We start from the raw sequence: 20,183 nt of genomic DNA, 5'->3' as shown, positions 1-20,183 counted from the left end.
GGGCGGTATGCCTTCTCCGCTTTTTTGTATGCCAGAAGAAGGGAGAACCATTATGCCGGAAGAAGCCTTACAGGCTGCCTTTGAGATCAAGACTGCCTGCGATGAGATCAGCCGCCGCCTGCTGCGCTGGCACTGGGAGCACAAACCCGGCGCGCACAGCTTGGGTGCATTGCTGGATCACATTGCACAGCGCCAGCAGGAAAGCCCGGACTACTACGACCGTATGCCGGATCTTTCCGGCAAAAACAGCTGGCAGCAGCTGGATACCACCATTTGTATGCGGGTTCTGCTGGACCCGGAAAAGGATGCCGCCAAACCGCTGGACCTGCTGGGCAATACCAGCGATCCGGGTGCGGCCCGCCGCGCCTGCAATGCTGTGCGCACCGCCCGCAACGAAGCCGCCCACGCCACCGATCACACCGATGCCGCTCAGGCGGCGATCCTGTTCAACGAGGCGGTGGAGAGCTTGGAAGACGGCTATGTGGGCACGGCTTTCCGCGAGAATGAACTTGCCCGCTATTACCGCGATGCAGAAAATTATCTGGCACGCTGCGGCGCAAAGGAGCCGATCGCATCCAGCCGTGAGCCGGAAGAAAAAACGGCTGCGCACGAGCCAGCCCGCCAGAGCACAAAGCAGGGCCAGAACCGCAGCACCCAGAGCCGCAAAACGGCCGGAAGCCGTTCCTCCGGCAGCAGAAGCACCACAGCGCGCAGCAGCTCGGCCAAAAGCCGCAGCACGGCAGGCCGCAAAAAGAAACAGAGAAGAACGGGCAATAAAACCGTGTTTATCGTTCTGCTGGTGGTTCTGCTGCTGGGGCTTGCCGTGCGTGCATGGAGCATGGGCGCAGCCTGACCGTCTGTAATGCCCTGCTTCTCAGAAAAAAGCCGTCTTTTGTACACAGTTGCCAGAAAAACAAAAATGCGTTCGGAATAAACCGGGAAAAGCGCATCTTGCGGGATGGGTGAAAGCGGTTTATAATAAGCATGAAAACGTTTACACATAACAATGCATCCCAAAAGAGAGAAGTACTGCAAATGACCATCAGCGATATTGCAAAAATGGCGGGTGTATCCAGTGCAGCGGTCAGCCGCTACCTGAACGGAGGCCCCCTGAGCGAACAGAAGAGGGCTGTCATCCACGAGGTAGTGGAAAAGACCGGCTACCGCCCGGATACCGCCGCCCAGACTCTGCGCACCGGAAAAGTGAATCAGGTGGGGGTGATCGCTCCCAGCATCGGATCCCAGTCGGTGGGGCAGATCACGGAAGGCATTGCCAGTGAGCTGGATGCAAAGAACTATCTGCTGCTGCTGGGAAACACCGAGCTGGATGCCCAGCGGGAATTGGGCTATCTGACTGCCATGCAGCGCAACCACGTGGCGGGCATCATCCTGCTGGGCAGCTATTATACCCCTCAGCTGGCGCAGGCGCTGAAAAACTGCCGTGTGCCGGTGGTGGTAACAGGCCAGCGTTTTCAGGATGTGGCCTGCGTGTACAACGACGACCGCACTGCAGCCCGGGAACTTGCCCAGCGGATGCTGGACCATGGCCGCAGAAGGATCGTTTATATTGGCGGTACAGAGCGGGACGATGCCACCGGCGTGCAGCGCCGTGAGGGCGTGCAGGATGCGCTGAACGCTGCCGGACTGAACGGCGAACAGATGCCCCGCATCTGCTGCAACGCCTTTACCATGGAGGAGGGCCAGCGCTGTATGCAGGAACTGCTGGTGCGCTGCCCGGATCTGGACGGTGTGGTTTGCGTGACTGACACGGTGGCCTTTGGTGCCATGCGTGCCCTGCGGGAAGCAAGACGGCATGTGGGGCAGGATGTGGGTCTTGCAGGCGTTGGCGACAGTTGGGCTGGCAGCATGATGGAACCGGGGCTGGCCACGGTGCGCTTTTACCAGAAGCAGGTGGGGCAGGAGGCTGCCCGGATCCTGCTGCAGATGCTGGAAGAGAATGGGAGCGGCGGGCCTGTGCGTCAGGTGACGCTGGGCTATCAGATCGTGGAGCGAGGCTCCCTTTGATGATAAAGGATAAAGGATAAAAGTATGGGTCGTAAGCTGATTTTTCTGGATATTGACGGCACGCTGCTGCCGCCGGGTGATATGCTCATCCCGGAAAGCACTCTGGCTGCACTGGATCGCGCCAGAGCAAACGGACACAAGCTGTTTTTGTGCACCGGACGCAACCACCGCATGACCGAACCGCTGCTGCGGCACGACTGCTTTGCGGGCGCAGTGTGCAGCGCCGGCGGCTATGTGCTGTGCGATGGCAAGACTCTGGTGGATATCCCCATGGAGCCGCAGCAGGCTGAAGGCGTGCGCGCGGCGCTGGAACGCAATGGCGTGGAGTGCACGCTGGAAGCCCGGGATGCCACCTTTGGCGGAAGCAAGATGGCTGAGAGGTGGAGCTTTATCCACAAAAAGAACAGTGCACCGCTGAACAGCGAAGCAGAGCGCTGGCGCAAAGCCATGGAAGAGGGCATGGCCATCCTGCCGCTTTCCGATTACAAAGGGGAACCGCTGTATAAGATCGTGTTCATTGCCGACCACGAGAGCGACCTTGCCGAGGCAAAGCAGCTCTATGCTGACCAGTTCGTGTTCTGCGAAAGCAAGCTGGACCGTCTGACCGATGGCTTTGTGAATGGTGAGCTCATCAACCGCAAATTTGATAAGGGCACCGGAATCAAGGCCATCTGTGATCATCTGGGCTGCACGCTGGCGGATACCATCGGCTTTGGTGACAGCGATAATGACCTGCAGATGACCGATGTTGTCGGCATCAGTGTGTGCATGGCCAATGGCTCCGAAAACCTGAAAAAGCGGTGCGACCGCATTGCTCCCTCGGTATACGAGGACGGCATTGCAAGGGAGTTCAAGGCGCTGGGTCTGATCTAAAAAAAACAACAAAGGCTGCGGCAGGGATAAGACCCGGGCCGCAGCTTTTTTGCTGCCACAGGGTTTTATAAAACGGAAAAACGTGATAGAATAAACCAGAATGCCGGGTTCAAAGCCCGGCAAAAAGGGAGGAATTGAAATGCGTTCTGTTCTGGAAGTATGTGTGGACAGCACTGCCAGTGCACTGGCAGCAAAGCGCGGCGGTGCCAGCAGGCTGGAACTGTGTGCCGACCTGATCGTGGGCGGTACAACGCCCAGCCTTGCGCTGGTGCGTCAGGTCAAGGCGGAGACCGGCCTGCCGGTGCGCGCTCTGCTGCGGCCCCGGTTCGGAGATTTCTGTTACGACAGCTACGAGCTTGCCCAGATGGAACAGCTGGCCGCAGAGCTGGTGGAGGCCGGGGCGGATGGTATCGTGACCGGTGTGCTGACCCCGGAAGGGCAGCTGGATGCGGAGGCCATGCGGCCCATTTATGCGGCGGCGCGCAGGGCAGCGGAAAAGGCAGGCCGTCCGGTGGCGTGTACCCTGCACCGTGCCTTTGATGTCAGCGCCGACCCCTTTGCGGCACTGGAAACGGTCCGGAGCATGGGCCTTTGTACCATCCTCACCAGCGGGCAGGCGGCGAGTGCCCCAGAGGGAGCGGAGCTTCTCGGCCGACTGGTGGAGCGGGCAGGGGACAGCGTGGAAATTCTGGTAGGTGCCGGTGTCACGGCACAAAACATCCCGGCACTGGCCGCACAGACCGGGGCACATGCGTTCCACCTTTCTGGCAAGCAGGTGCTGCAAAGCCGCATGACCTTCCGCCGCGAGGGTGTGCCCATGGGGCTGCCGGGCTTTTCAGAGTTTGAGGTATGGCAGACGGGTGAAGAAAACATCCGTGCTGCACGGCAGGCACTGGATGCGATCAAAAACAACTAAAACGAAAGCGCTCTCCCACGGGAAACCCCGGCGGAAGAGCGCTTTTTTATGATGATGAATTTGAAGGGTGAAGATAGCTTAGTAATGCAGCTCGTCGCCGGTCAGTGCTTCCAGCACCGGCAGCATGGCAGCGGCTTCGGCTTTGGCAGCGGGCAGATCCATATCGCGGTAGTTGCCGCACTCCACTTCGCTGGCCCCGGGCACAGCGCCCTCAAAGCCTGCCATGAAGCGGAAGGATTCCACCGTCAGCTCCAGTGCCTCGGCGGGAGTCAGGCCGCGGGTGAGCAGATAGAAGCCGGTGCGGCAGCCCATGGGGCCAACGTAGATCACGCTGTCCTGAAAGGCGCTGTTGCGTGCATAGGTGGCAAACAGATGCTCCAGCGTGTGGGCGGCACCGGTGGACAGGTAATCGCCGTGATTGGGCCTTTTCATGCGGATGTCCCATGTGAGAACATCGCCGTCCTGACGGCTCAGATACATGCCGCGGTCCAGTTTGGTATGGTCAACACAGAAGCTTGCAATGCGTTCCATGATCTTCTCCTTTGGCTTATGCCTGCAGGCGCTGCACGCTGCCGTGAGCGCAGTCCACAGCGATCATCAGACCGTCACGGATGTGGCTGGTAGCACCGGCGGCACCCACAACGGTAGGCTTGAGCAGGGCCTTGCCGGCAATGGCAGCGTGGCTGTTCAGGCCCGGCTCTTCCACCACCAGAGCGGCGGCATCGCGCACGTAACTCAGCATTTCGTTGCTGGTGGAGGGCACCACCAGAACCATGCCGGGCTTGAACTTTGCACGCACCTCTTCCAGCGTGCGGCAGACGCAGGCCTTGCCGGTGGCGCTGGTCACGTCGGCATTCTCGCGGCCAACGCCCACACCGGTAGCCAGACAGTTGCCTACCATGTGGATCTTGATCATGTTGGTGGTGCCGGACACGCCCACAGGCACGCCTGCGGTCACAACGGCCAGCTCACCGTTGTGCAGGTAGCCGTTCTCCTTGGCCAGAGAGGTGGACATCTCGATCAGCTCATCGGTGCTGTGTGCCAGAGGCATCATCAGCGGGGTGATGCCCCAGCTCAGGGCCAGCTGACGCTGCACCTGCTCCTTCATCACGCAGGCGATGATGGGCTGCTCCGGGCGGTACTTGCTCAGCAGACGGGCGGTGTTGCCGGACTCGGAAACGGTGACGATGGCTGCGGCGTTCACGTCCTTGGCGGTCAGGCAGGCAGCGTGTGCAGTTGCATCGCTCACGCTGATCTTGCCGGTGTTCTCGGTGAGGGGAACAAAGCGGGCGTGGTTCTCCTGCTCGGTGCGCTCAGCAATGGCAGACATGGTCTTGAGAGCATCCACCGGATAAGCACCGGCAGCAGTCTCGCCGGAGAGCATGATGGCAGAGGTGCCGTCATAGATGGCATTCGCCACGTCGGAGATCTCGGCGCGGGTGGGGCGGGGGTTCACGATCATGCTGTCCAGCATCTGGGTAGCGGTGACGATGGGCTTGCCAAAGGAGAAGGAGCGCTCGATGATATTCTTCTGAATGCCGGGCAGCTCGGTAAAGTCGATCTCAACGCCCAGATCGCCGCGGGCCACCATGACGGCATCGGCTGCAGCCAGAATGCTGTCGATGTTGTTCACGCCCTCACGGTTCTCGATCTTGGCGATGATGCGGATATCGGAATCATACTCGTTGAGCAGGTTGCGGATGTCGTACACATCCTGCGCGGTGCGCACGAAGGAAGCAGCGATGAAGTCAAAGCCCTGCTGTGCGCCAAAGATGATATCGTCGCGGTCGCGCTGGCTCATATACGGCATGGACAGATGCACGCCGGGCACATTGACACCCTTCTTGTTCTTGATCTTGCCGCTGTTCAGCACCTTGCACACGATGTCGGTGTCGTTCACGGTGACGATCTGCAGCTTGATCAGGCCGTCGTCCAGCATGATGGTGCCGCCGGGCTGCACGTCCTGCGGCAGGTCCTTATAGGTGATGGAGCAGATCTCCTTGGTGCCTTCCACCTCGCGGGTGGTCAGGGTGAAGGTCTGGCCGGCTTCCAGCATTTCAGTGCCGTTCTTGAAGTCCTTCAGGCGGATCTCGGGGCCTTTGGTGTCCAGCAGGGCGGCGACCGGCTTGCCCAGCTCTTCACGAATGGCCTTCAGCTTTTCAAAGCGGCCCAGATGCTCTTCGTGAGAGCCGTGGGAAAAATTAAAACGGGCAACATTCATGCCGTTGGCGACCAGCTCGCGCAGAACGCCTTCCTGATCGGTGGACGGACCCAGAGTGCAGATGATCTTGGTTTTTCTCATATACTTTTACTACCTCCAACTACAACTTCACATTCTCTATTTTGCGGCAGGCTGTCGTCGTACAGGCAGCTGCGCGTGGCCAACGGGAAAAATCCCGTGCTGTGGTACAAAAGCGGAAAAATTCTGTGGTTCAAAACCTTTCCATTTACTATTATACCCGCTTGGATACAATAGGGCAAGAAAAAATTCAAGCTGCGCTGCAATTTTTTTGGCGGCTAAGATGTCTTTTTCATGAAATAACGCAGCAACGAATAAAAACGCCAAAACGCTTCGTCGAATTGTGAACGAAATGACGAACATTTTGGTGAAAATGACGGATATTTGCAGCACAGCAAAAAAGCTTGCATCCGGCACATGATTTGCTTATAATGATAAGTAAAGATAGTATCACTTATCCGGGGCATGCTCCGGAGGAAATGGAGAAAAAACGATATGGAAAAGCGTGTTTTTCTGATCGTCCTCGACAGCTTTGGCATTGGCGCAGAGCCGGATGCCGCAGCGTTTGGCGATGAGGGCACCAACACCCTGGGTGCCATTGCAAAACACCCCAACTTCAACTGCCCCAACCTGCAAAAGATGGGCATGTTCAACATTGATGGCGTGACCGCAGGCGAAAAGACCGCAGCGCCCATCGGCTCCTTTGCCCGCCTGCAGGAGCAGAGCATGGGCAAGGATACCACCATTGGTCACTGGGAGATCGCCGGTGTGGTAAGCCCCAAGCCGCTGCCCACCTTCCCGAACGGCTTCCCGGATGAGCTGATCCACGAGTTTGAGGAAAAGACCGGCCACAAGGTGCTGTGCAACAAGCCTTACTCCGGCACGCAGGTGCTGAAGGATTACGGCGAGCAGGCCATGAAAGAAAACGCCCTTATCGTCTACACCAGTGCCGACAGTGTATTTCAGGTGGCCGCCAACGAGGAGCTGGTGCCGGTGCATGAGCTGTACCGTTACTGCGAGATCGCCCGCGAGATGCTCAAGGGCGAGTACGGCGTGGGCCGCGTGATCGCACGCCCCTTCCTGGGCCACACTGCGGATACCTTCTACCGCACCACCAATCGCCACGACCTGAGCCTCAAGCCGCCCCGCGCTACCATGCTGGATCTGCTGAAAGATGCTGGCAAGGATGTGATCGCTGTGGGTAAGATCTTTGACATCTTCGACGGTGAGGGTGTGACCGAGAAGATCAAGACCACTGGCAATACCAACGGCATCGCCTTTACCAGGGCCCTGCAGACCCGCGACTTTGAGGGCCTTGCCTTTGTGAATCTGGTGGACTTCGATATGCTCTACGGCCACCGCCGCGATGTAGCAGGCTATGCCGCCGCTGCTACGGAGTTCGACAGGTTCGTGGCAGATTTCATCCCCGGGATGCGGGAGGGCGATCTCCTGATGGTGACGGCTGACCACGGCTGCGACCCGTCCTATACCAAGACCACCGACCACACCCGCGAGTATGTGCCGTATCTGATCTGCGGCAAGGGCGTGAAGCCCGGCGTTGACCTTGGCACCCGTCTGTGCTTTGGCACCATCGCCCAGACCATCTGCGAGTATCTTGATGTGGATGCTTCCTCTCTGGACGGCAAGAGCGTCTGGAACGAGATCAAGGCATAATGATTTTATAGAATGAGAAAGCCGCCTGCATTGGTTCAAGATGCAGGCGGCATTTTTATGCAGTTTATCGGCACGGACTTTCTGGTGAAAAAGCAAAACAGGAAACGACCGCAGTTGTTTCCTGTTTTGCAAATAAAATAATATTTCCACGATAGAGTCCGGGGCTTGCGCAGAGGACATTTTAAATCGTCACGCTGCTTCGTTCTGCTGCGAAGCAGCATCCTGAATGGCATCCCAGATGGAGGAAGCCGCATTGTAGATGGACGATGCAGCCTGTTCCACCTCTTCCTGCGTGGGCAGGGAGATGGACGGTGCTTCTCCGGCCGTATCACCGCTGCCGGTCTCGCCCTCGGCGGGGACCGCCGGCTCCTGCGGCTGGGTGTCGGCAGGCTGCTCTGCATCTGCAGGCTGGTCAGCCGGGACGGTCTCTTCCGGCAGGCTGTCGGCGGGCACTTCCTCGGGAACGCTCTCGGCAGGCACCTCCGAAACGGCAGCGTTCGGGTCGGTGGTGGGGGTGAACACCTCGGTCTTTTCCGGCTTCTGGGTGGTGTCGGCAACGGTGCCCTCACCGCCCAGCACAGACGCGATCATTTCTCTGGCCTTGCTCACAGAAGCATCGTCCGGTTTCATGACGTAGAGCTTCTGTCCCTTGGCAGAGTAGCACTTGGTGCTGCTGGAGCTTGTGCCGGTGACGGTATAGCTTTCAATATCCCACTCGGCAAAGTCGCTCAGCTGCATCCGTACCAGCGCACTGATCTGATCCTGTGAAAAGCTGGTGACAAAGCAGTCAGAGGCGGCATCCATGATCTTGGAAAAGCCCATCAGCAGGGCAGGGGACTTGATCTTGTTCAGCATGGCATCGATCACCTTCATCTGGTTGATGCCGCGCTGGATATCGCCGGATGCAAAGGCGTGACGCTCACGGGCAAAGGCCAGAGCGGCCTTGCCGTCCAGATGGTTCCAGCCCTCCACAAAGGTGGTGGGGTCATAGTAGCCGGGGCTGCCCACAGAAGTGAACGCCTGATCGGAGTAGACATCCACGCCGCCCAGCGCATCGATGATGCTGATGAAGCCCGCAAAGTTGATGCGGATGTAATGGTCCACATTGACGCCGTACAGATTGCCCAGTGTGGCCATGCTGGTTTCCACGCCGTACAGACCGGCGTGAGTCAGCTTATCCTTGCTGTCAGTGCCGGCAAGGTCTACGTAGTAGTCGCGCGGGGTGTTGATCAGGGCTACCCTCTTGGTGACAGGGTTCACGGCAGCAAGGATATTCACGTCGCTACGGGCATTTTCGGTCAGCTCGCCGCGGGTGTCCACGCCGCTGAGGTAGATCACAAACGGCTCCTTGGTGATCTTGTTGGCCTCGGCACCGGTGAGCAGGCCAGAGGTCATGCTGCCCAAGGCAGAAAGGCCCTGCTGGGCCCAGAAGCAGCCCAGCGCCATGGCAGCGCACAGGAACACCGAGAATACCCGGGCTACCTTGCCGGGAACATTGTATTCCTGACAGCGCTTTACCAGCAGCCACAAAAGCGCCAGCAGCGCGGCCAGAATGACCAGATACAGCACCGGCAGCATCTGGGTGCGCCACAGCTGCACCAGTGCCAGAATGCTTAAAATACCTTGTAAGATCAGCAAAATTTTCCCCCACTTGGAAGGTACTGCCACGGCTCCATCCACGGGCGGCTGGGCCTTGGGCGGTACGGGTGTGTTGTGGCCGCTGCGCGGCGGCTTCTGGGGAGGCTGGGCCGGAGGCGGTGTGCTGGGCTGTTCCGGCGGCAGCTCGGAAAAAAACGCCGAGCTGTCTACCTCGATGGGCGCAGTATCCTCAGAGCCTTCCTTGCGGCTGATGTGCCGCAGAGGACGGTAATCTTCGTGGGAACGATCGTTTTCATCCATCATTCAAAACCACTCCTTTTTGTCAGGAAACAGGTACAATGGTCAGCACTGCACGGGCCGGAAGGCAGGTGGCAGTCTGATCTTCGTTGGAAAGCCAGCCAAAGCCTTCACAGATGTGATCCGGGCAGGGCGAATCCACGAACCGGGCTGCACCGTCCTTGATCTGGATGTGGACGGTATAGTAACCGGTGTCCACATCATAGGTCTCATCCACGTCCAGCGGCAGGTTCATGGTGGTGTTGTTGTCGCCGTAGATCAGCTCGGCCCGCAGTCCGGAGCCGGAAGCGTGCACGCGGCGCACCACCAGCAGCACAGCGGCAATGGCCAGAATGACCACGGCAAAGAGAAGATTGGCAAGCAGCTTTTTGTTTTTCATGCGTTAATCCTTGATCTGTAATTGTTCCAGCTCGGCCAGCCACAGTGCGGCACAGGCATCGCTGGGCATCCGCCAGTCGCCGCGGGGCGAAAGGGTCACGCTGCCCACCTTGGGGCCGTCGGGCAGGCAGCTGCGCTTGAACTGTTGGGCAAAGAACCGCCAGTAGAAGTTGCGCAGCCACTTGTACAGCACGCTGTCCGGGTACTCCGGTCGGCCTGCGAATGCAGTCTTTGCCAGCCGGAAGATCTTGGCTGGGCCAAAGCCGAAGCGCAGCACCTGATACAGGTAGAAATCGTGCAGCTCGTAGGGTCCCACAAGGTCCTCGGTCTTCTGCGCGATCTCGCCGTCCTTGGCAGGCAGCAGCTCCGGGGAGACGGGCGTATCCAGAATATCCAGCAGCACCGTGCGCAGAGCATCGGTGGCGGCAATGTCGGCTTCGTAGCGCACAAGGTGGCGCACCAGCGTTTTGGGCACACCGGCGTTCACACCGTACATGCTCATGTGGTCGCCGTTGTAGGTGGCCCAGCCCAGCGCCAGCTCCGAAAGGTCGCCGGTGCCCACTACAAGGCCTCCGGTGCGGTTGGCGGTATCCATCAGCTCCAGCGTGCGCACGCGGGCCTGACCGTTTTCAAAGGTGACATCCAGCACGCTCTCATCCTGACCGATGTCCGCAAAATGGCTGTGCACGGTGTTGGCGATATCGATCTCTTTAAAGGAGACCTGCAGCTCATCGCACAGGATCTCTGCATTGCTGCGGGTGCGCTTCGTGGTGCCAAAGCAGGGCATGGTCACAGCCAGCACATCCCGGGCGGGGCGGCCCAGCTGCTTCATGGCACGCACGGCCACCAGCAGCGCAAGACAGCTGTCCAAGCCGCCGGAAATGCCGATAACGGCGGTCTTTGCGTGGGCGTGTTCCAGCCGCTTTGCAAGGCCGTCGGCCTGCATTTTCAGAATCAGCTCACAGCGCTCGGCGCGGCGCTTGGGGTCGCCGGGCACAAAGGGTGCGGGGTCGATCCAGCGGGTCAGCACGGTCTCCACCGGCTCCAGATCGAACTCCACGGTCTGGTAGCCCTCGCCGCTCAGCTCAAAGCTGGTGTTGCGGGCACGCTCGGCTTCCATGCGCTGGCAGTCGATCTCGGTCTCGGCACAGCCGCCGTCAAAGGGAGCGTTCTCCGCCAGAATAGTGCCGTTCTCGGTGATCAGGTCGTGGCCGGCGAACACCATGTCCTGCGTGCTCTCACCGTGCCCGGCGGAAGCATACAGGTAGCCGCACAGCAGGCGGGCAGACTGGTTGGACACCAGCGCCCGGCGGTACTCGGCCTTGCCGACGGTCTCATCGCTGGCGGAAAGATTTGCGATCACGGTCGCACCGGCCAGCGCGTGGAAGGTGGAGGGCGGCAGGGCGCTCCACAGATCCTCGCAGATCTCCACACCTAGCACAAAACTGGGCATCTGGCGGCAGCGGAACAGCAGGGAAGTGCCAAAGGGCACCTGCTGACCACACATCTCCACCAGCTCCACCTCGGTGCTGCCCGGGGTGAACTGACGCTTTTCGTAGAACTCGCCGTAGTTGGGCAGATAGGTCTTGGGTACAAGGCCCAGAATGCGGCCATGGCACAGCACGGCGGCGCAGTTGTACAGCTTGCCGTGCACCAGCAGCGGCAGGCCCACCAGAGCCACCACGTCCAGCTCCTGCGTTTCAGCCAGCAGGGCGCTCAAAGCGTCCAGCGCGCCGGTCTGCAGAGTACGCTGCAAAAACAGGTCGCCGCAGGTATAGCCGGTCAGGCAGAACTCAGGGAACACGGCCAGCTTTACGCCGCGGGCTGCGGCTTTGTGCAAAGCATCCGTGATCTGCCGGACATTATAGGCGCAGTCGGCCACCCGCAGTGCGGGAGAAAGGGCGGCTGCTTTCAAAAAACCATCTTTCATCGGAGGATTTCACATCCTGTCTTTCTTAGTTGACTGCAATTTCCTGCAGTGCACATAGTATACCACAAACAGACCCAAACGGGAAGTAAAAGAACAATGACAAAAACAAAACAGCCGCGCTCTCTCCATCTCGCACTGCCCGACGAAGAAAGCGGGCAAGACAAAAAATAAAAAATCCCACACAAAAATGTGCGGGAATCAAAGACTGAAAAATGGAAAACGAGATAGACCGTAAGCCGGGTTCTGTATTAAACGACGATCTGTCTAGACCTGCCATTGCTGACAGGCTCGTGCCGCCTTCGGGACACGCGAGCAGCGCTGTACGTCCCATATAGGCGTTGCTTCCGGTAGGGTTTACAAAGCCGCATGGTCACCCATGCGCTGGTGAGCTCTTACCTCGCCGTTTCATCCTTACCGCATTGCTGCGGCGGTTTGTTTTCTGTTGCACTTTCCCTGAGGTCACCCTCGGCTGCCGTTAGCAGTTACCGTGCTCTGTGAGGCCCGGACTTTCCTCAGAGCGGTCAAAGCCGCCCCGCCGCCGTATGTTCCACTCGTTTTCCGCTCCTCATGATACCATAAAAAAGCAGGATTTGCAAGTAGAAGCCTTTTTTGATATAATATCTTATACATTTTTATGTTTTTTGCGCAGGAGGTGGGGGTGCATATGCGGCTGTTTTTTACGGTGCCCGATACGCTGCAGACCCAAAACGGAGTGCTTCTGCGCAATTTTCTGCGCCAGTGTGCCGTCTCCACCGACCTTGCCCGTGCAGTCAAGTTCCGGGGCAGCGGCTTTTTTGCGGATGGAGAGCCTGTTCTTGCCAACCGAAGGGTGTACCCAGGGCAGACGGTCAGCTTTGAGCTGCCGCCGGAAGGGGAAGGCGTGGCCCCGCAGCCGGAGATCCCGGTAAACGTGGTCTATGAGGATGCATTTGCGGTGGTGCTGGAAAAGCCGCCCCATTTGGCCGTGCATCCCACCCTGAACTACCCCTACGATACCCTTGCCAACGGGTATGCGGCATGGGCCGCGCAGCAGGGCATCAGCCCGGTGTTCCGCCCGGTGAACCGTATCGATAAGGACACCAGCGGCCTTGTTCTGGCTGCAAAGCACGCCTATGCTGCGCCGCTGCTGGCCCGGAATGTGGAAAAGCTCTACTATGCCGTTGTGGAGGGAGAGCTGCCGCTGGGTCCGGGCGTGATCGATGCGCCCATTGGCCGCCAGGCGGAGAGCATCATTGGCCGCTGCGTGACCCCGGACGGCAAGCCCAGCCGTACCGAGTATACCATATTAAAAGCAGAAAACAGCCTGAGCCTTGCAGCCTGTGTGCCGGTAACGGGCCGCACCCATCAGATCCGGGTGCATTTTGCGTCTATCGGCCACCCGCTGGCTGGGGATGACCTTTACGGCGGGAGCCGGGAGCGCATTGGACGGCAGGCGCTGCACTGCGCAAGGCAGAGCTTCCGGGTGCCGGTGTACACCCCGGTGGAGGACGGAATCCGGGTGGAATGTCTGGCGAATGGAAATAACTGGAAGACTGTTGCGGTGGAAAGCCCGCTGCCGCAGGATATGAAACCGCTTTTTGGTGAAAAGTAAGTGAAAGAACCGCCCAAATTTTGTGACAATGCTTGTTTCAAAGACGGCAGGGTGTATAATAAAATAAGAATATTGCGTGCATGAGCCTGCTGGAAAGGGCATGTGCACCCAAGACCGCCGCCGTCTTATCCCGGCACCGTGTGTGCATTGGCGGCAAGGAAGGAGAAAAACCTTTTGATCGAAGACAAGACAAAGGAGCAGCAGCCCGCTTCACCGGTAAAACCGAAACGCGGCCAGAGGCTGCGCTCCCTTTGGGCACAGCTGCAATGCATGGGGCTTTTGCACCGGCACCGGCTGCGCCGTAAAACCCAGAATCATGTGAATGATTTTGGCAGAAAGCTTGCCCAGAATTCTGCCGTGCCAGTCATCGGGGAGACGCTGTATGCACTGGGCTATTCTACAGAGTATGTATTCGTCCGCGTTGGGCGCGGCCTGCGCAGCGGCTGGCTGTGGCTGTGGCAGGCATTTACGACGCTGCTGGCAAATGCTGCGGCAATGGCGTTCCCGGGGGCAGCGCAGATGTTCCGGGACCTGTTCGGCCCGATCTGGCTGTTCTTCCGGGGCTGCGGTTCGCTGCTGGTGCACGCCCAACGGGTGCGGAAAGAAAAAGGCTTTGCCGCAGCCTGCAAAGCCAGCGTACATTACCTGACCAGCGGCGTGCGCCGCAACCTGAAAACACTGCCGCGCATGGCCATGTATGTGCTGCCGGTGTGCGCACTGGCCGTTATGGTGACCGTGTTCAACCATACCGTCCGCCAGCCTTATGCGCTGGAGGTGCAGGTGAACGGCCAGACCGTCGGCTATGTGGCCAATGAGGATGTGTTCAACTCAGCCCGCGAGGCGGTTCAGGAGCGTATCAACTACGCAGACACCGACCATGCAAAGTGGACCGTGGAGCCTACCTACACCGTTACTGTGGCCCACAAGACCATGGATGAAAACGAGATGGCGGACGCGATCCTGAAGAGCGCCAGCGACGAGATCAGCGAGGGCACGGCCCTGTATCTGGATGGTGAGTTGACCGCAGTGTGCAGCGATGGTGTCAGCCTGCAGAGCTACCTGAGCAGCCTGCTGGAACCCTATGAGGACCCTGAGAACTCCAACGTGACCGTGGGCTTCAACAAGGAAGTCACGATGGAAAACGGCATCTACTTCAACGACAGCTTTCAGGACGAAGCGGATGTGGAAAAGGAACTTTCCGGTGTGCAGCAGCAGGAAAAGATCTACACAGTGGGCGCAGGCGACACGCTATGGAGCATCGCCCAGAAAAACGACCTCACCTTCCGTGAGCTGTGCGAACTGAATACCAATTTCAAGGGCGCGCCCCTGAACGAGAAATCTAACATTCAGGCCGGTGATGAGCTGATCGTGACCAAGCAGGAAGCTACGCTGGAAGTGCGCATCACCAAGGTGGAGACCTGGCAGGAGGAGATTCCCTATACCACCGAGACCACCACCTCCAACGAGTACACGGTGGGTACCAAGAAAACGGTGCAGAACGGTGTGAACGGCCTGCGTCAGATCACGGCGCAGCGTGTTTATAACACCGATGGCATCCAGCTTTCCCAGAAGATCCTGAGCACGGAAGTGGTGCAGGAGCCTGTCACGGAAAAGATTGTGAAGGGCACCAAAAAGGTGACCAGCAGCACCAGCTACATCACCGGCAGCGGTCAGTTCATCTGGCCGGTGCCCGGCTACCGGAACTGCTCGCGCTGGTACGGCGGCAGCCACAAGGGTGTGGATATCTGTGCGGCTGCCGGTACGCCCATCTACGCATCGGCGGGCGGCACCGTGACCAAGGCCGGCTACAACAAGGCCGGTGCCGGTACGGGTTATGGCTACTCCATCATCATCAGCCACGGCAGCGGCTACACCACGGTGTATGCGCACTGTCTGTCGCTGGCGGTGCACTCTGGTCAGTCGGTCAAGCAGGGCCAGCTGATCGGCTATGTGGGCAGCACCGGACGCTCCAGCGGCAACCACTGCCACTTTGAGATCCGCCGCAACGGCAGCTACATCGCGCCGCAGAATGTGTTCAACCGCAGAAAGTATAGGTAAAGGTAAGTTTGCAGAGGGCTTTTTCTCCGGAGAAAGCCCATCTGCTGTATTATGTAACAGAAAAGGAGAGATGATCTTATGTCTACCCCTCACATCAGTGCTGAAAAAGGCGATTTTGCAAAGACCGTCCTGATGCCGGGCGATCCTCTGCGTGCAAAATTCATTGCGGACACCTTCCTCAAGGATGTCCGTCAGGTGACCGGCGTGCGCGGCATGCTAGGCTTTACCGGCACTTACGAGGGCCGTCCCATCAGCGTGATGGGCAGCGGCATGGGTATGCCTTCCATCGGCATTTATTCCTATGAGCTGTTCAAGTTCTACGATGTAGAGAACATCGTCCGCATTGGCTCTGCCGGCAGCTATACCGACAAGGCCAAGCTGTTTGACGTGGTGCTGGCCGCCGGTGCTGTGAGTGAAAGCAACTATGCCCGTGTGCAGAGCGGCTTTGAAGGGGACATCACGCTGCCCAGCCAGAGCCTGAACGACAAGCTGCGCGCTTCTGCCGCAAAGCAGGGCATCCCCCTCATCGAGGGAAACATCCACTCTTCGGATGTGTTCTACCGTCAGCCCTCCGATGCAAAGCCCACCTACTGGGAAAAGCTGCGCGACGAGCGCGGCTGCCTGTGCGTGGAGATGGAGAGCTTTGCCCTGTTTGCCAATGCACAGGTGCTGGGCAAGAACGCTGCCTGCCTGCTGACCATTTCCGACAGCTTTGTTTCGCCGGAGATCACCACGGCAGAACAGCGCCAGAAGAGCTTTACCGATATGATGAAGGTAGCACTGGGTGCAGAATACTAAGCGTTAAAAACGTATTTCAGCGCGGTTTGCCTGCAAAAGGGCTTGCCGCGCTGTTTTCGACCGCTGAAAACCAAAAAAGGAGTGACGGATATGACAAACCTGACCCTGGAAGAAAAGAAGGAGCTCATCCGCATGGCACTGGCTGCACGGGAAAAAGCCTATGTGCCCTACAGCGATTTTATGGTGGGCGCTGCCCTGCGCGCCAAGGATGGCCGCATTTTTACCGGCTGCAACGTGGAGAACGCTGCCTTTACCCCCACCAGCTGTGCAGAGCGCACGGCTCTGTTCAAGGCGGTGGCCGAGGGCGTGACCGAGTTCACCGACATTGCTGTGGTGGGCAGCCGCCGCGGCGAGGTGAACGAGCAGATTACTTCTCCCTGCGGGGTGTGCCGACAGGCTCTGTTTGAATTCGGCGGGCCGGAACTGAATGTTATCATGGCAAAGACACCGGAAGACTTTATCGAGCGCAGCATGGACGAACTGCTGCCCTTCGGCTTTGGCCCCTCCAATGTGGCGGGCAACCGTGCCGTGAAGTAACGGGATAAAAACACAGAGCTGCACTACAGGACAATAAAGTAACGGCAATGCGTGCATTGTGTGCCAAAACACAGGGAGTGCACGGAAAATGGCCGGAACTACGGCAAATTTGTGCATAAATACTACTTTTGATAAAAACTTACAAAATTATTGTAAAGATTTTGTAATCGGAATTTGCTTGCATCTGACACGGCTTGCCGTTATACTTGAGCCAGTAAATGTGCAGTTCTGCGCATTTTATTTGTTTGACGCGATTTTTTAAAATAAAGGAGAGTTTCTTATGAAGATTTCTCGTCGTAACTTTCTGGCTGTGGCTGGTGCTGCTGCCGCTGCCGCTGCTCTGACCGCCTGCGGCGGTTCTTCCGCTTCTTCTACCAGCACCGCTTCTTCCGCTGCTGCTTCTACTGCTTCCTCTGCTGCTGAGGGCGGTGAGAAGATCGTTAAGGTCGCTCTGACCTGCGATACCGGCACGATCGATGATGAGAGCTTCAACCAGGCATGCTGGACTGCTGTTTCCGGCTACATGGGCGATGACTGCCAGTACTACATTCCCGAGGCTGACGCTTCCGATGAGGACCGCGAGACCATGATCCGTCAGGCTGTCAACGACGGCGCTGATGTGATCGTCTGCGTCGGCTACCTGTACGGCGCTTCTCTGGCATGGGCTGCTGACCAGTATCCCGATGTCAAGTTCATCGCCATCGATGTGACGCAGGGCGATATCGGCACCGATGCCATCCCCGCCAACTGCTACTGCATCACCTTCAAAGAGGAGCAGGCAGGCTATCTGGCAGGCTACGCCATCGCAAAGGACGGCAAGACCAAGCTGGGCTTCCTGGGCGGCATGGCTGTTCCCGCTGTTATCCGTTACGGCTACGGCTTCGTGCAGGGTGCTGATGCCGCTGCTGCTGAGCTGGGCCAGAACATCGAGATCAACTACTTCTACGGCGGCCAGTTCTACGGTGATGCAAACATCACCTCCCGTATGGAGGGCTGGTACTCCAACGGCACTCAGGTCGTCTTTGCCTGCGGCGGCGGCATCTACACCTCCGCTGTTGAGGCTGCTCTGAAGAACAACGGCTACGTCATCGGTGTTGACGTTGACCAGAACTACATCGGTGCAAACGGCGTTGCTGATGGCACCTACGCTTACAACCCGTTCATCACCTCCGCTATGAAGGGCCTGTCCGAGGCTGTCAACACTGCTCTGGCTGATATCGAGGCCGGAAGCTGGGGCGACATCGCAGCTTCCAACGGCAACTTCGGTCTGGAGGACGGCGATTATGTCGGCCTGCCCACCGATGCAGACAGCTGGAACTTCGAGTCCTTCACCACCGACGAGTACGAGGAAGTCAAGGGCAAGATCAAGAGCGGCGAGATCACTGTTGATAACAGCTCCGACGACGCTACCAAGCCCACCGTCAGCGAGTTCACCACTGTCAACTACATCCAGTAAGCTGTTGTCCGGCAGGCCTGCCTGCGGACGATCGATAGTTCTTTTCAAAGCGGGGCATCCTGTAACGGGGTGTCCCGCTTTTTTCTGTCTTCTATTGGCGTAATGCGGGAAAAATGCAGCGTACTCTTCGTGAAAAGAGTACAAAAGTAATACTATTGTCTGTGCTTTCTGCCAAAAAGCAAAAAAGACATGTGCAAATTGCCGCAAATCAGGTATAATGAATCTTAAAGAAGTATCGGTGTCGAAACGACACGAAAGGAGAGTGAGCAGATTGGCAGAGGATTTTGTGATCGAAATGCTCCACATTACCAAGGAGTTTCCTGGGATCAAAGCAAACGACGATATCACCCTGCAGCTGCGCAAAGGCGAGGTACATGCCCTGCTGGGCGAGAACGGCGCCGGCAAAAGTACACTGATGAGCGTGCTGTTTGGCCTGTACCAGCCGGAAGCTGGTCAGATCCGCAAAAACGGCAAGGAGGTTGCTATCCGCAACCCCAATGATGCAAACGCACTGGGCATCGGCATGGTGCACCAGCACTTCAAGCTGGTGGAATGCTTCAGCGTGCTGGACAACATCATTCTGGGCGTGGAACCCAACAAGATGGGCTTTTTGCAGAAGGCCGAGGCACGCAAAAAGGTGATGGCCCTGAGCGAAAAGTACGGCCTGCGCGTGGACCCGGATGCACTGATCAGCGATATCTCTGTTGGTATGCAGCAGCGCGTTGAGATCCTGAAGATGCTGTACCGCGACAACGAGATCCTGATCTTCGACGAGCCTACCGCAGTGCTGACCCCGCAGGAGATCGACGAACTGATGGAGATCATGCGCGGGTTCAAGAAGGAAGGCAAGTCCATCCTGTTCATTACCCACAAGCTCAACGAGATCATGGCTGTGGCAGACCGCTGCACAGTTCTGCGCAAGGGCAAATGCATGGGTACCGTGGACATCAAGGATACCACCAAGGAAGAGCTTTCCCGCATGATGGTTGGCCGTGATGTGCAGCTGCAGGTGGACAAAAAGCCTGCCAACCCCGGCGAAGTGGTGCTGGATGTGGAAAACGTTACCATGCACAACGCCCAGCACAAGAAGGATGCAGTCCGGAATGTCTCTTTTCAGGTGCACGCCGGTGAGATCGTCTGTCTTGCCGGTATCGAGGGCAACGGTCAGACCGAGTTCGTCTACGGCCTGACTGGTCTGGAAAAGATCAGCAGCGGCAAGATCACGCTGGACGGCAAGGACATCACCAACGAGTCCATCCGTCAGCGCTCCAAGGACGGCATGAGCCATATCCCGGAGGACCGCCACAAGCACGGCCTTGTGCTGGACTACAGTCTGGAAAACAACATGGTGCTGCAGCGCTACTGGCAGCCCGAATTCCAGAAGGGCGGCTTTATCCGCAGCGATAAGGTGCGCGAATATTCCGATAAGCTCATTGCCCAGTACGATGTGCGCAGCGGTCAGGGCAGTGTGACCACCGTGCGCAGTATGTCCGGCGGCAACCAGCAGAAGGCCATCATTGCCCGTGAGATCGATAAGGACCCGAAGCTCTTGGTGGCAGTCCAGCCCACTCGCGGTCTGGACGTTGGTGCAATTGAATACATCCACCGTCAGATCGTGGCCGAGCGCGATAAGGGCACGGCTGTGCTGCTGGTCAGTCTGGAGCTGGACGAGGTGATGAACCTGTCCGACCGCATCCTTGTGATGTACGAGGGCGAGGTCGTGGGCGAATTTGACCCCAAGACCACCACCGTGCAGGAGCTGGGCCTGTATATGGCAGGCGCACGCAAGCAGGGAAAGGAGAGCAAATAACA

At 58.2% G+C, this 20,183-nt stretch carries 17 protein-coding genes and 1 other RNA gene; 11 read left to right on the top strand and 7 right to left on the bottom strand.

Features of this window, described 5'->3' with window-relative positions; genetic code table 11:
* Nucleotides 1-52: 52 nt before the first annotated feature.
* The 4 genes from DXA66_RS07830 to DXA66_RS07815 all read left to right on the top strand — a co-directional run bounded on the left by DXA66_RS07830 (nucleotide 53) and on the right by DXA66_RS07815 (nucleotide 3,814).
* Complete coding sequence (locus DXA66_RS07830; protein WP_179859703.1) at nucleotides 53-853, top strand: hypothetical protein; 801 nt, start codon at nucleotides 53-55, stop codon at nucleotides 851-853.
* Nucleotides 854-1,035: 182 nt separating this feature from the next.
* Complete coding sequence (locus DXA66_RS07825; RefSeq protein ID WP_118528021.1) at nucleotides 1,036-2,025, top strand: LacI family DNA-binding transcriptional regulator; 990 nt, start codon at nucleotides 1,036-1,038, stop codon at nucleotides 2,023-2,025.
* 24 nt (nucleotides 2,026-2,049) lie between these two features.
* Complete coding sequence (locus DXA66_RS07820; protein WP_118528019.1) at nucleotides 2,050-2,898, top strand: HAD family hydrolase; 849 nt, start codon at nucleotides 2,050-2,052, stop codon at nucleotides 2,896-2,898.
* A 139-nt stretch (nucleotides 2,899-3,037) separates the two neighbouring features.
* Nucleotides 3,038-3,814 (top strand): copper homeostasis protein CutC, encoded by a 777-nt coding sequence (locus DXA66_RS07815; RefSeq protein WP_097778172.1) that lies wholly within the window; start codon nucleotides 3,038-3,040, stop codon nucleotides 3,812-3,814.
* Nucleotides 3,815-3,892: 78 nt separating this feature from the next.
* Here DXA66_RS07815 and DXA66_RS07810 read toward each other — a convergent pair whose 3' ends face one another.
* Genes DXA66_RS07810 through DXA66_RS14125 form a run of 3 tightly spaced genes read right to left on the bottom strand, consistent with a single transcriptional unit; the run spans nucleotide 3,893 to nucleotide 6,470 of the window.
* Complete coding sequence (locus tag DXA66_RS07810; RefSeq protein WP_005940027.1) at nucleotides 3,893-4,345, bottom strand: S-ribosylhomocysteine lyase; 453 nt, start codon at nucleotides 4,343-4,345, stop codon at nucleotides 3,893-3,895.
* Nucleotides 4,346-4,361: 16 nt separating this feature from the next.
* A complete protein-coding gene (pyk, locus tag DXA66_RS07805; protein WP_118528017.1) occupies nucleotides 4,362-6,116 on the bottom strand; it encodes a pyruvate kinase in 1,755 nt (584 codons plus the stop codon).
* A 36-nt stretch (nucleotides 6,117-6,152) separates the two neighbouring features.
* Entirely contained in the window at nucleotides 6,153-6,470 is a 318-nt protein-coding gene (locus DXA66_RS14125) for a hypothetical protein (RefSeq protein ID WP_158576345.1), read from the bottom strand.
* A 78-nt stretch (nucleotides 6,471-6,548) separates the two neighbouring features.
* Here DXA66_RS14125 and DXA66_RS07800 point away from each other — a divergent pair, with 78 nt between their 5' ends.
* A complete protein-coding gene (locus DXA66_RS07800; protein ID WP_118528015.1) occupies nucleotides 6,549-7,727 on the top strand; it encodes a phosphopentomutase in 1,179 nt (392 codons plus the stop codon).
* 189 nt (nucleotides 7,728-7,916) lie between these two features.
* Here the strand turns inward: DXA66_RS07800 and DXA66_RS07795 are convergent, their stop codons facing one another.
* From DXA66_RS07795 to rnpB, 4 genes are all read right to left on the bottom strand, one after another.
* The gene (locus tag DXA66_RS07795; RefSeq protein WP_118528013.1) at nucleotides 7,917-9,629 is read right to left on the bottom strand and encodes an LCP family protein; all 1,713 of its coding nucleotides are present in this window, start codon (nucleotides 9,627-9,629) and stop codon (nucleotides 7,917-7,919) included.
* A gap of 19 nt (nucleotides 9,630-9,648) precedes the next feature.
* On the bottom strand, nucleotides 9,649-10,002 hold the full coding sequence (locus tag DXA66_RS07790; protein ID WP_097774802.1) for a NusG domain II-containing protein: 354 nt from the start codon (nucleotides 10,000-10,002) through the stop codon (nucleotides 9,649-9,651).
* Between the two features lie 3 nt (nucleotides 10,003-10,005).
* Nucleotides 10,006-11,931 carry an NAD(+) synthase gene (locus DXA66_RS07785; RefSeq protein WP_118528011.1) on the bottom strand — a complete coding sequence of 642 codons (1,926 nt, stop codon included), beginning with the start codon at nucleotides 11,929-11,931 and terminating at the stop codon, nucleotides 10,006-10,008.
* A gap of 216 nt (nucleotides 11,932-12,147) precedes the next feature.
* Nucleotides 12,148-12,485, bottom strand: an RNA gene (rnpB, locus tag DXA66_RS07780) — RNase P RNA component class A.
* 110 nt (nucleotides 12,486-12,595) lie between these two features.
* Here rnpB and DXA66_RS07775 point away from each other — a divergent pair.
* The 6 genes from DXA66_RS07775 (at nucleotide 12,596) to DXA66_RS07750 (ending at nucleotide 20,181) form a co-directional block, all read left to right on the top strand.
* On the top strand, nucleotides 12,596-13,522 hold the full coding sequence (locus DXA66_RS07775; protein WP_118528009.1) for an RluA family pseudouridine synthase: 927 nt from the start codon (nucleotides 12,596-12,598) through the stop codon (nucleotides 13,520-13,522).
* Nucleotides 13,523-13,696: 174 nt separating this feature from the next.
* Nucleotides 13,697-15,580: a M23 family metallopeptidase gene (locus tag DXA66_RS07770; protein WP_243089056.1), complete on the top strand. Its 1,884-nt coding sequence runs from the start codon at nucleotides 13,697-13,699 to the stop codon at nucleotides 15,578-15,580.
* A gap of 78 nt (nucleotides 15,581-15,658) precedes the next feature.
* Complete coding sequence (gene deoD, locus DXA66_RS07765) at nucleotides 15,659-16,378, top strand: purine-nucleoside phosphorylase (RefSeq protein ID WP_118528007.1); 720 nt, start codon at nucleotides 15,659-15,661, stop codon at nucleotides 16,376-16,378.
* 90 nt (nucleotides 16,379-16,468) lie between these two features.
* Nucleotides 16,469-16,915: a cytidine deaminase gene (locus tag DXA66_RS07760; protein ID WP_005940064.1), complete on the top strand. Its 447-nt coding sequence runs from the start codon at nucleotides 16,469-16,471 to the stop codon at nucleotides 16,913-16,915.
* 280 nt (nucleotides 16,916-17,195) lie between these two features.
* Nucleotides 17,196-18,371, top strand: coding sequence for a BMP family protein (locus tag DXA66_RS07755; protein ID WP_118528005.1), 1,176 nt, complete (start codon nucleotides 17,196-17,198; stop codon nucleotides 18,369-18,371).
* Between the two features lie 295 nt (nucleotides 18,372-18,666).
* Nucleotides 18,667-20,181, top strand: coding sequence for an ABC transporter ATP-binding protein (locus tag DXA66_RS07750; RefSeq protein WP_158576349.1), 1,515 nt, complete (start codon nucleotides 18,667-18,669; stop codon nucleotides 20,179-20,181).
* Nucleotides 20,182-20,183: the final 2 nt, after the last annotated feature.

The organism is Faecalibacterium sp. OF03-6AC (genome assembly GCF_003478175.1).
In the GTDB taxonomy this organism is placed as follows: domain Bacteria; phylum Bacillota; class Clostridia; order Oscillospirales; family Ruminococcaceae; genus Faecalibacterium; species Faecalibacterium taiwanense.
The sequence above is the reverse complement of the archived record's forward strand: the minus strand, read 5'-3'. Positions and strand labels throughout refer to the sequence as shown.